This is a genomic window from Leuconostoc sp. (assembly GCF_965300815.1).
This window is the reverse complement of the sequence record NZ_CBDKZH010000126.1, coordinates 2,110-3,470: the sequence shown is the minus strand read 5'-3', so window position 1 is coordinate 3,470 and position 1,361 is coordinate 2,110. Positions and strand designations below refer to the sequence as shown.

General features: G+C 42.0%; 1 protein-coding gene and 1 pseudogene. Both read right to left on the bottom strand.

All coding sequences use genetic code 11. The features are described 5' to 3' along the window. On the bottom strand, window positions 1–586 hold a 586-nt coding region (locus ACW12G_RS07095; protein ID WP_455647617.1), incomplete at its 3' end, for an aldo/keto reductase. A gap of 121 nt (window positions 587–707) precedes the next feature. Continuing rightward, a pseudogene (locus ACW12G_RS07090) lies at window positions 708–1,361 on the bottom strand (hypothetical protein); the annotation flags it as partial.

Here is a 1,361-nt window from a genome sequence, read left to right as displayed (position 1 = left end):
CATCATCAGTCATATTGACATGAATCTGCTGATCAATCATACCAGTGTGCATAATACCGAATTGCAGTTGATTCACAATCAAAGGCTGCTGAACAGCAGTTTTTAATAGTTCAATATCTAATGAGTTCTGATTTGACACACCAAAATAACGTACTTTACCACTTTTCTCTAAGTAGTTGAATGCTTCAGCAACTTCATCAGGTTCCACTAACACATCCGGTCGGTGCAACACAAAGACATCTAAGTAATCCGTGCCAATACGACTGAGTTCATCTTCTACTGATTGAATCAAATTGGCTTTTGAAAAATCCATCCTTTTGAAGCCATCCCCACGAACAATCCCACCTTTAGACTGAATGAGAATACTGTCCCGCCCAACGTTAGCATTTTTTAATGCTCGGCCAAATACACTGGATGATTGACCATCACCGTAAATATTAGCCGATTCAAAAAAATTAATCCCATTGCCAATGGCAGACTCAACCGCCTTTTGCGCCTCAAGCTCACTTCGCGTGCCCATCCGCATAACACCAAGCCCAATTCGGGAAGCATTTAGGTCACTAACACCTAGCTTAATCTTCTTCAATATTCTCACCTCATCAATTACTATACGATTGTTCACACATAAGCTATATAGCTAGTGTTATAGCGCAAGCTGTCGCAAATAACTCATATCCTGTTTCATAGCTAGCTAAAAGCGAACCCTCTCATGAGCGTTCGCTTTTTGAAATACCTGCTTTCTTTTGATAAGAAAATATTAAGCCATACAACACAATCGCTGCCAACACCAAAGTTGTCGCAACAACATTCCAACCATGCATGACTTGGATACTTTCAGCAGTCGGTGTGCTAGCTGTCGTCATGATGAAAAAATCTTGGATCGTATGGCCGTCTTTGAGAATAATCACGGAAGCCAAAACCATCAGCAAAAACTGGGTCAGAATACTGCCAATATTTTGCAACGTATACTTGACCCAAAGTCGCTTATCTTCAGGAATAGGTGTTGTCGCTTGATAACTCGTAGTCAACCAGCCATTCAATGTCCCCTTAAAGAGACTCACAATGAATAGCCCAATTGGAAACAATGGCGTACCCACAATCATCAGCAAGCCGACAATAATCCCAACCAGCGAGCGACGCTTCACGTCTGTCCCGAGCAACGCCATCCCCTTTGGTGCCAACAACGTTCCTAATACATACGGCAAGTAAAAGTAGAAAAAGGCTTCCCGATGCCCATAAAATGCTGCTGTATATAGCGAACTAAACAAAAACAAATAATTTCCTACTGCGCCATTAATCAACGTCAAGCATAACAACTGATTTGGCACGTTACGTTGCACTTTTCGCCGCCAGAAAGTGAC